Annotated in this window: 9 protein-coding genes; 1 reads left to right on the top strand and 8 read right to left on the bottom strand. The window is 66.9% G+C overall.

Going from position 1 to position 9,326, the window contains the following annotated elements:
- The 6 genes from PMI15_RS02850 to PMI15_RS02825 all read right to left on the bottom strand — a co-directional run.
- Positions 1-460: aspartate/glutamate racemase family protein (locus tag PMI15_RS02850; RefSeq protein ID WP_007863454.1), on the bottom strand; the 460-nt coding region annotated here is incomplete at its 3' end.
- Positions 461-477: 17 nt separating this feature from the next.
- Positions 478-1,200, bottom strand: a complete 723-nt coding sequence (locus PMI15_RS02845; RefSeq protein WP_007863453.1) for a GntR family transcriptional regulator — start codon at positions 1,198-1,200, stop codon at positions 478-480.
- Complete coding sequence (locus PMI15_RS02840) at positions 1,197-2,081, bottom strand: ABC transporter permease (RefSeq protein ID WP_007863452.1); 885 nt, start codon at positions 2,079-2,081, stop codon at positions 1,197-1,199. Before PMI15_RS02840 ends, PMI15_RS02845 begins: the two co-directional genes overlap by 4 nt.
- Complete coding sequence (locus tag PMI15_RS02835; RefSeq protein ID WP_007863451.1) at positions 2,082-2,996, bottom strand: ABC transporter permease; 915 nt, start codon at positions 2,994-2,996, stop codon at positions 2,082-2,084. It abuts the gene before it with no gap.
- 137 nt (positions 2,997-3,133) lie between these two features.
- On the bottom strand, positions 3,134-4,372 hold the full coding sequence (locus tag PMI15_RS02830) for a PotD/PotF family extracellular solute-binding protein (RefSeq protein WP_086003816.1): 1,239 nt from the start codon (positions 4,370-4,372) through the stop codon (positions 3,134-3,136).
- Between the two features lie 144 nt (positions 4,373-4,516).
- The gene (locus PMI15_RS02825; protein ID WP_007863449.1) at positions 4,517-5,572 is read right to left on the bottom strand and encodes an ABC transporter ATP-binding protein; all 1,056 of its coding nucleotides are present in this window, start codon (positions 5,570-5,572) and stop codon (positions 4,517-4,519) included.
- Positions 5,573-5,758: 186 nt separating this feature from the next.
- Between PMI15_RS02825 and PMI15_RS02820 the strand changes: the two genes are divergently transcribed.
- Entirely contained in the window at positions 5,759-6,427 is a 669-nt protein-coding gene (locus PMI15_RS02820) for a glutathione S-transferase (protein ID WP_007863448.1), read from the top strand.
- Positions 6,428-6,488: 61 nt separating this feature from the next.
- On the opposite strand, the gene recJ is transcribed toward PMI15_RS02820, so the two are convergent.
- Together recJ and PMI15_RS02810 are read right to left on the bottom strand one after the other, a co-directional pair.
- Positions 6,489-8,213: a single-stranded-DNA-specific exonuclease RecJ gene (gene recJ / locus PMI15_RS02815; protein WP_007863446.1), complete on the bottom strand. Its 1,725-nt coding sequence runs from the start codon at positions 8,211-8,213 to the stop codon at positions 6,489-6,491.
- A 52-nt stretch (positions 8,214-8,265) separates the two neighbouring features.
- Positions 8,266-9,288, bottom strand: coding sequence for a hypothetical protein (locus PMI15_RS02810; protein WP_007863444.1), 1,023 nt, complete (start codon positions 9,286-9,288; stop codon positions 8,266-8,268).
- Between the last annotated feature and the right edge of the window lie 38 nt (positions 9,289-9,326).

Genomic DNA, 9,326 nt, shown 5'->3' with positions numbered 1-9,326 from the left:
ACGGGCCGTCGTTCAACCGCTTCTTCCATGCGATGCCGGCCAGCGAAGGCGCATGGCCCAGCGCCTGGGCCAGCCGCTGCAGCATGGGCCCCCAGCGCTCGCCCCCGGTGACGATGGCGAAGCGGCCGTGGCGCGCCGCCTCGATAAAGGCCGCCTCGGCCAGGCCGGTGACCGGCACCGGGCTGCTCTCGCGCAGTGCCAGCAGGCCGGGGTCGCCAAAACAGCCGATCAGCACCGCGTCGGGCGCCGCGCCGGGCGCCGCGAGCGCCGCCGCCCAGGCGTCCAGCGCGGCATGCGCGGCCACCGCGTAGCTGGCCTCGTCCGAAATGTAGGGCGCGCCGAAACGCGCGGTGACGGTGCTGACCTGCACATGCAGCCCGGCGGCCGCCTGCACATGGGTTTGCAGCAGCGCGCTGACTGACGCCGAGGTATTCGGGTTGATCACCAAAAGCTTGCGCATGGCACCCCCGTCCAGGCTCAGGAGAACAGCGCCGACAGGTCGGGCGCCTCGCCCGCCGGCGGCGTGAACTGCAGCTGCGACTCCAGGCGCGTCAGGTGCTCTCGCATGTGGCGCGCCGCTTCCCGCGCGTCGCGCAGGCGTATGGCGTCCAGCAGCACGCGGTGCTCGCGGCAGCGGCAGGCCGCGGCACCGTCACGGTCCTCGCGGATATCCCCGCGGGCCGTGCTGTAAGTCATCAGGATCAGCGAGGTGCGCGAGGTGAGCTCGCGCAGGATGCGCCCCAGCGTCTGGTGGCCGGCGCGCTCGGCGATCTGCAGGTGGAAGTCGCCCGACAGCCGGATTGCCCGGTGCCTGTCGCCGGCCAGCCGCGCGGCCTCCTCGTCGTCGATGCAGCGCTTGAGCTGGCGCATGTCGGCCTCGTCGGCCTTGGCGATGAACAGCTCCACCAGCGTGGGTTCTATCAGCCGGCGCACCTCGAAGACCTCGCGCGCCTCCTGTTCGGTGGGCTGGGCCACGGTGGCGCCGCGGTTGGGCACCAGCGTCACCACCTGCTCGTTGGCCAGGCGCTGCAGCACCGGCCGTATGCGTGTGCGCGACACGCCGAAGGCGCCGGCCAGTTTGTCTTCCCCCAGCTTGGTGCCCGGCGGCAGGCGATGGTCCAGGATGGCCGAGACCACGCGCTCATACATCTCGGTGTCGGTCGGGGGCGCGGCGGGCGTAGCCGTGTTCGTCGCTGTCATCGCTGTCCTTTTTTCTGGCGCTTGCCCAGCCACCAGGCCAGGCCCATGGCCAGGGCCACCACCCCCAGCGACACCACGGTGGTGACGGTGCCCAGCGCATAGATGGCCGGCGTGGTGACGGTGGTCGTCAGGCCCTGCAGTTCCAGCGGAAGTGTATTCACGTCGCCTATGGCCTGCGAGGTGCGGGCGATTTCATCCCAGCTCAGGGTGAAACCGAACATGCCTATGCCCACCACCGAGGGCGCGATCAGCGGCAGCACCACATGGCGAAAGCCCTGCCACGGCGTGGCGCCCAGGTCGCGCGCGGCTTCCTCGTAGGCCGGGTTGAAGCGGTTGAACACCGCGAACATGATGAGCAGGCCGAAGGGCAGCGTCCAGGTCAGGTGCGCGCCCAGCGCCGAGGTAAAGAGGCCCAGCGCCGTGCCGTAGTCCTCCAGCGCGCCGGCCATGCCCAGCAGCTCCAGCAGCTTCTTGATGCCGCCGTCCAGCAGGCGGAACTCCAGGCCTATGCCCAGCGACACGATGATGGACGGCATGATCAGGCTGGCCACCACCACGAAGAACAGGGTGTTGCCGCCCGCGAGCTTTTTGCGGAAAGCCAGGCCCGCGAGCACCGAGAACAGCACCGTGAACGCCGTCACCGCCAGGCCCAGGCCCAGCGAGCGCTTGAGCGCCGCGCCTATGTCCACCACGCCCAGCCCCTCGGCCAGCTTGTGGAACCAGTGCAGCGAAACGCCGCGCAGCGGAAAGGTGAGCCCGCCTTCCGGGCCCTGGAAGCTCAGCAGCACGATGATGAACATCGGCCCGTAGAGAAACAGCACGAACAGCGCGAAGAACGCGGCGAGGAGCCAGAAACCGGGGCTGTGCCTGTCATTGCGCATTCAGAGCTCCTTGCGGATATCGACCAGCCGCGTCAAGGCCCAGATGATCATCAGCACCACGGCCAGCAGGATCACCGCATTGGCCGCCGCCAGCGGGAACTGCAGGTAGGAGGTCTGCACCTGGATGACCTTGCCGATGGAGGCGATCTGCTGGCCGCCCATCACGCCTATGGTCACGAAGTCGCCCATCACGATGGTGATGACGAAGATGGAGCCGATGATGATGCCCGTGCGCGACAGCGGCACGATGACGTTCCACAGCGTCTGCCAGGCCGAGGCGCCGCTGTCGTTGGCCGCCTCGATCAGGCTGCGGTCTATGCGCATCATGGAGTTGAAGATGGGCACGATCATGAACATGGTGTACAGGTGCACAAAGGCCAGAACCACCGAAAAATCCGAGAACAGCAGCCACTCCACCGGCTGGCTCACCACCCCCATGCCCAGCAGGCTCTGGTTGACCAGGCCGTTGCGGCCCAGCAGCGGCACCCAGGAGATCATGCGGATCACGTTGGAAGTCCAGAACGGGATGGTGCACAGCACGAAGAGCAGCGTCTGCGCGCCCTGCGAACGCACGTGGAAGGCCAGGAAGTAGGACACCGTGAAACCGGTCACCAGCGTGATCAGCCAGACCAGCAAGCTGAACTTGAAGGTCGACAGATAGGTCTTGAAGGTCACGCACAGGTCCGCGCCGCTGCCGCATCCTTCAAAAATGGCGAAGTAATTCTTCAGCGTGAAGCCCGGCAGCAACTCGTACTCATTGAAGTCCCAGAAGCTCACCGTCAGCACCAGCGCCAAGGGAATCAGGAAGAACAGCACAAACACCGACGCCAGCGGCAGCGCCTGCCACCAGGCGGCCAGCGCCCGCCCAGGCGCCTTGGCCGGAGCGGAATGCGCAGTGACAGCAGGAGCACTCATAAATATCCAAGTAAAAAGCCGAGGGCAAGCGAAGCGAAGCCTGTTCCAGGACACGCGGAACCGGCTTTGCCGGGCCGCAGTGTCGTCCCCTGTAGGGGAGAGGCCGCTACACGAAGTGAGCGACCACAGGGGGGTGCTTATGCAGCCACAAATTCGTTCCACTTCTGGACCATATAGTTGTTCTCATCCATCACCGCATTCCAGCAGGCGATGCCGCCCATGCGCGCCTCGTAGCTGCCGCCGTCGCGCACCGCGCCGGCCTTGGCCAGCACGTCGCCGGTGGGGCTCTTGATGTCCTGCGAGGCGGGCTTGCCTTCCATCCAGTAAGCCCACTCATAGGCTTCCATCTTGGCCTTGGCGGTTTCCAGCACGGCGCTGTAGTAACCCTGGCGGTTCAGGTAGGCGCCGGCCCAGCCGTCGAGGAACCAGTTGATGAATTCATAGGCGCCGTCCAGCTTTTTGCCCGAGAGCGTGGCGGGCAGGCCGAAGCCGGCGGCCCAGGCGCGGTAGCCTTCCTTGAGCGGCTGGAAGTTGCAGGCGATGCCCTTGGTGCGCACGGCCGTCACGGCGGGGCTCCACATGGACTGGATCACCACCTCGCCCGAGGCCATCAGGTTGACCGACTCGTTGAAGTCCTTCCACAGCGCGCGGAACTGGCCGGCCTTCTTGGCCTCGATCAGCGTGGCGATCGTCAGGTCGATCTCCTTCTTGGTCATGTTGCCCTTGTCCGGGTATTTGTAGATGCCCTTGGCCTCCACCACCATGGCCGCGTCCATGATGCCGATGGACGGGATGTTCAGGATCGCGGCCTTGCCCTTGAACTCGGGGTTCAGCAGCTCGGCCCAGGAATTGATGGGGCGCTTGATCAGGTCGGGGCGTATGCCCAGCGTGTCGGCGTTGTAGACCGTGGGGATCAGCGACATGAACTGCGTCGGGCTCTTGGCGAAGACCTTGCTCTTTTCGCCCTCCAGGTAAATCACCTTCTTGGGCGCCGTGCCCTGGTCGCCCACGGCCTTGCCGGCCACGGTGCCGGTGGTGAACAGCGTGGTGATCTTGTCGGCGTTCTTGATCTTCCTGGTGTCTATGCCCTTCAAGTTGCCGGTGGGCACGATCTTCTTGAGCGAGAAGTACTCGGTGTCTATCAGGTCGAAGCTGTTGGGCGCGGTCACCGCGCGTTTGGTCACGTCGTCGGTGGTGACGGCCACGTACTGGATGGTGATGCCGGTGTCAGCCTTGAATTTTTCGGCGATCGCCTTGTCCTGGTTCACCGCGGTGCCCAGGTAGCGCAACACGATTTTTTCCTGCGCATGCACGGCCGGGAACATGCCCGTGGCCAATATGCCCGCCGTGCCCTTGAGCAGGGCGCGGCGCGGCATGCTGCCCGCGGTGGTGTCGGCGGCGATGCCGTGGGTGTCTTTGGGTTCAGGAAGGGCGTCGGACATGGTGAAACTCCTGTGCTGGGGTGGAAATCTTCTTGCGAAGGGGCGGTTGGAAACGGAGGTACAAAAACAAAAGCGGTGTCAGGCCGGTGCCGCGGTGCGCAGCGCATGCGCCGCCTCGGGCGCCCACGACAGCTGCACCGCGTCGCCGGGCGCATAGGGCCGGGCCGCGAAGGCCGCCTCGGGCAGCATCACCGACAGCTCGGCCGTGCTGCTGGCGCTCAGCGACACGCCGGGGTTTTGCAGGCCCAGCAGCACGTAGGTGCCCTGGTATTCGACGTCGGTGACCACGGCGCGCCGGTTGTGCGGCGCGTCGGGCGCGGCATCGCCGGCCGGCGTGATCCGCATCTGGTCGGTGCGCACGCCTATGCGGCCCGCCGGCGTGTCCAGCACGTTGTGCCCGCCCATGAAGCGTGCCACGAATTCGCTGGCCGGGCGGTTGTAGATCTCATGGGGCGAGCCCTGCTGCTCGATGCGACCATGGTTCATCACCACCATGGTGTCGGCCAGCGCCATGGCCTCTTCCTGCGAATGGGTGACGTGGATAAAGGTCAGGCCCAGCTCCTTCTGCCAGCGGCGCAGCTCGGCGCGCATCTGGATGCGCAGGAACGGGTCCAGTGCCGACAGCGGCTCGTCCAGCAGCAGCACGCGCGGCTGCGTGATCAGCGCGCGCGCCAGCGCCACGCGTTGCTGCTGCCCGCCCGAGAGCTCGGCCGGCTTGCGCCCGGCCAGGTGGCCCATGGCCACCCGCTCCAGCAGGTCGCCGGCCTGCTTGCGCCGCGCGGTTTTGTCCACGCCTTTCATCTTGAGGCTGAAGGCCACGTTGTCCAGCGCCGACAGGTGCGGGAACAGCGCGAAGCTCTGGAACATCATGGCCGTGCCGCGCCCGGCCGCTGGCAGGTCGGTGATGTTGCGGTTTTCCAGCAGGATGTCGCCGCTGGTGACCGACTCATGGCCCGCCATCATGCGCAGCGTCGTGCTTTTGCCGCAGCCCGAAGGCCCCAGCAGGCAGCAGTAGCTGCCGCCGGCAATGCGCAGGTGGATGCCGTCCACCGCCGGCCTGTCCTGCTGCGCATAGCGTTTGGTCAGCGCGATGGCTTCAATGGCGGCGGGCACAGGGCTGGCAAGGGCGTTCATGCCGGCCTTGTGTGCAAGGCTTGTGCCAGCTTTGTATGCGATTTTTCAGAAGATTGTGTACAAAATGCCTGTTTCTGGTGCCCGGCCGCCCCTGCGGGGTGCAAAAGCGGCCGGCCGCGGTGCGCGCCGCGGCTGTCACGGCGGCGGCTTCAGCCCGGCGGTCAATGGCCTACCATCACCCTCACCATGATCACCCTGCACCACCTCAACAACTCCCGCTCGCAACGCATCCTCTGGCTCATGGAGGAGCTGGGCCTGCCCTATGAAATCCAGCGCTACCAGCGCGACCCCAAGACCATGCTGGCCCCGCCCTCGCTGCGCGCGGTGCATCCCTTAGGCAAATCGCCGGTGATCACCGACGGCGAACTCACGCTGGCCGAATCGGGCGCCATCATCGACTACCTGGTGGGGCGCTACGGCGCCGGGCGCCTGGCGCCCTCGGCCGGCACGCCTGAGCACCTGCGCTACACCTACTGGCTTCACTACGCTGAAGGTTCGGCGATGCCGCCGCTTTTGCTCAAGCTGATCTTCGACAAGATCGAGAACTCACCCATGCCGTTTTTTGTGAAGCCGATTGCGCGCGGCATCGCCGGCAAGGTCAAAAAGACCTTTATCGAACCGCAGCTCAGGCAGCACCTGGATTTTCTTGAGATGTCGCTGCCCCAGGGCGGCTGGTTTGCCGGCAAGGAGTTCAGCGGCGCCGACATCCAGATGAGCTTCCCGCTGGAAGCCGCCGCCGCGCGCGGCGGGCTCAACGAAAGCCGGCCGCGCCTGATGGACTTCCTCGCGCGCATACACGCCCGGCCCGCCTACCAGCGCGCGATAGAGCGCGGCGGCGAGTTCGAACTGCAGTGATGTCCTCCTGCGCCTTCCCTCGCCAAGGGAGGGAGGGGAAGGGGTGCCTCACCGGAAAAACTCAGATTTCCGCGCCCTCGACCAGAAAGCGCACGCGCTTCACGCCCTGCCACTCGTCGGCGTCCAGCCGGAAGGCCAGCTTGACCCGGGCCGGCAGCGCCTCGGTATGGCCGAACCAGATGCCGTCCACCGGCTGGCCCTGGTGCTTGAGCTTGAGCGCCAGGTGTTTTTCACCGACCAGGCGCTGCGACACCACTTCCACCACTTCGCTGAAGGTGGGCGCGGCAAAACCCTGGCCCCAGACTTCCTTGTGCAGCGTGTCGACCAGGTCGGCGCGCCGGTATTCGGGCGCCAGCGGGCCGTCGGTGTCCATGCGGCGCGTCAGCGTGGCCGCGTCCAGCCATTCATGCGCCACCTGCTGCAGCGCCTGCTCGAAGAGCTCGAAATTTTCCTCGGCGATGGTGCAGCCGGCCGCCATCGCATGGCCGCCAAAGCGCAGCAGCACGCCCGGGTGGCGCTTGGTCACCAGGTCCAGCGCATCGCGCAGATGGAACCCCGGAATCGAGCGGCCCGAGCCCTTGAGCTCATGCTCCTTGCCCGGTGCCTGGCTGGCGGCAAACACAAAGGTCGGCCTGTGCAGCTTGTCCTTCACGCGCGAGGCGACGATGCCGACCACGCCCTCGTGGAACTCCGGGTCGAAGATCGCGATCGCCGGCGGCGGCTCCTCGTCCTCGTCGATCATCGCGTCGGCCGCCAGCTGCGCCTGCTCGCGCATGCCGGCCTCGATGTCGCGGCGTTCGCGGTTGATGCCGTCCAGCGTTTTCGCCAGTTCCTCGCCGCGCGCCGCGTCGTCGGTCAGCAGGCATTCAATGCCCAGCGTCATGTCGCTGAGCCGGCCCGCCGCATTGATGCGCGGGCCCAGCGCGAAGGCAAAGTCAAACGTGGTGGCCGCGCTCGCCTGGCGGCCCGCGGCGCTGAACAACCCGGCCAGGCCGGCCGGCAAATGGCCCGCGCGTATGCGCTTCAGGCCTTGCGCCACCAGGCGGCGGTTGTTGGCGTCCAGCTTCACCACGTCGGCCACCGTGCCCAGTGCCACCAGCGGCAGCAATGCATCAAGCTTGGGTTGGCTGGCCGCATCAAAAGCGCCGCGCGCGCGCAGCTCGGCGCGCAGCGCCAGCAGCACGTAAAACATCACGCCCACGCCGGCAATCGACTTGCTTTCAAACGTGCAGTCCGGTTGATTCGGGTTCACGATCACATCGGCCTCGGGCAGCACCACCTGCCCGTCCTTGAGCGCCGGCAGGTGGTGATCGGTCACCAGCACCTGCATGCCCAGCGCGCGGGCGCGCGCCACGCCCTCCATGCTCGCGATGCCGTTGTCCACCGTCACCAGCAGGTCGGCGCCGTTCGCTTTCACGCGTTCGGCAATCGGCGGCGTCAGGCCGTAGCCGTCGCTCACGCGGTCGGGCACCAGGTAGCCCACATCCCGCGCGCCCAGCAGCTTGAGGCCGCGCAGTGCCACGGCGCAGGCCGTCGCGCCGTCGCAGTCGTAATCGGCCACCACGCAAATCTTTTTGCCGGCGGCCATCACGTCGGCCAGCAGCTTCGCGGCTTCGAGCGCGCCGCGCAGCGAGGAAGGCGGCAGCAACCGGCCCAGCCCGTCGTCAAGCTCGTCGGCCGAATGCACGCCCCGCGCCGCATAAAGCTGCGCCAGCAAGGGGTGTATGCCGGCCTGCTGCAGCGCCCAGACGCTGCGCGGCGGGACTTCTCGTACCTGGATTTTCATGAGGGGGTTTAAAACTCTCTATATCTATGAGGAGATGCCGGGGCGCTGGGGTTTACAGCCGCTCCAGCACCGCCAGTAAAGGCATGGGGGCCAGGCGGCTCGCGATTTTGGCAAAGAGGCCCTGGTGCGCCGTCTCAAAGGTGCTTGCGCCGCGCTCACCGCACAGCGTCAGCCGCACGGTTTCGCCCGCGCGCTGGCGCGCCAGCAGGGTGGAAATTTCATTCGCATCCAATGTCGCCCAGGCCTGGGCATAAGCCGCCCAGTCGTCGGCGAAGACCGCCTGCGCGAGGCTGCGCGGCATGGCCGGCATTGAAGACGCTTCCCCGGCCGTGTAGCCCGCCGCCAGCGCGCCCGTGCCGCTGGGCCAGAAAGAATTGACCGGCAGCTGGCGGCGCGCCGCGCGCTCGTCATTGAGCGCATGGGTGTAAAGCAGCATCTGCATCTCGTTCTGCAACAGCTTGACCTTGCGCGCTGTGCCGCCGGCATCGCTTTTGTCCTGCTTGGGCAGCCAGGGATCCACATTGCGGCCCAGCACCCGGTCCAGCGAGGCGGTCGGCAGGCTGCGAAACAGCTCGCCTTCGGCCAGCCAGCGCGCCGGCCCCAGGGCCGGCACATAGTGCAGCGTGATGCCGTCGCCGTCGAAATAAGGCTGCATGGCCGCCAGCAGGGCGCGCGATTCGTCCTCCTGCAGGCCCAGCGCGGCCGGGTCGGTCAGCGTCGCATGCTCGCGGCCCATGGCCCAGTGGCAGGGCGTGATCCAGGCCCAGGCCTTGCCCGTGCTGCCCGGCAGGTGCAGCGCCGCATCACGCGCCGCCCAGGGAATCAGGCCGTCAGGCGTACCTGAATCCGCGATGCCCAGCGCCCGGGCCAAAGCCCGTTCATGCGGCGGTGACAGCGTGTGGGCATCGGCTTCATCAGTGTGCACTGACTTCATGCCCTTGAGCAACTGGGCCAGGTTGCGTGTGGCGTCAGCCGGCAAGGCCTTCATCGCCGGCAGCCAGGCCTCCGCGCCGCAGGCCGCGAAGGGCAGCAAGAGCTGCGGCCCGGTGAAAGGGGTGGGGGAATTGGCTGACATGGGGCTATTGTCCGGGATGCCACAATGGGTCCTCCAAA

This window comes from Polaromonas sp. CF318 (assembly GCF_000282655.1).
Taxonomy (GTDB): Bacteria; Pseudomonadota; Gammaproteobacteria; order Burkholderiales; family Burkholderiaceae_C; genus Polaromonas.
The sequence above is the reverse complement of the archived record's forward strand: the minus strand, read 5'-3'. Positions and strand labels throughout refer to the sequence as shown.

Excerpts from the sequence above, each read along its gene's own strand:
- PMI15_RS02845 (WP_007863453.1), bottom strand. The coding sequence starts at position 1,200 with ATGACAGCGACGAACACGGCTACGCCCGCCGCGCCCCCGACCGACACC.
- PMI15_RS02840 (WP_007863452.1), bottom strand. The coding sequence starts at position 2,081 with ATGCGCAATGACAGGCACAGCCCCGGTTTCTGGCTCCTCGCCGCGTTC.
- PMI15_RS02835 (WP_007863451.1), bottom strand. The coding sequence starts at position 2,996 with ATGAGTGCTCCTGCTGTCACTGCGCATTCCGCTCCGGCCAAGGCGCCT.
- PMI15_RS02830 (WP_086003816.1), bottom strand. The coding sequence starts at position 4,372 with ATGCCGCGCCGCGCCCTGCTCAAGGGCACGGCGGGCATATTGGCCACG.
- PMI15_RS02825 (WP_007863449.1), bottom strand. The coding sequence starts at position 5,572 with ATGAACGCCCTTGCCAGCCCTGTGCCCGCCGCCATTGAAGCCATCGCG.
- PMI15_RS02820 (WP_007863448.1), top strand. The coding sequence starts at position 5,759 with ATGATCACCCTGCACCACCTCAACAACTCCCGCTCGCAACGCATCCTC.
- recJ (WP_007863446.1), bottom strand. The coding sequence starts at position 8,213 with ATGAAAATCCAGGTACGAGAAGTCCCGCCGCGCAGCGTCTGGGCGCTG.
- PMI15_RS02810 (WP_007863444.1), bottom strand. The coding sequence starts at position 9,288 with ATGTCAGCCAATTCCCCCACCCCTTTCACCGGGCCGCAGCTCTTGCTG.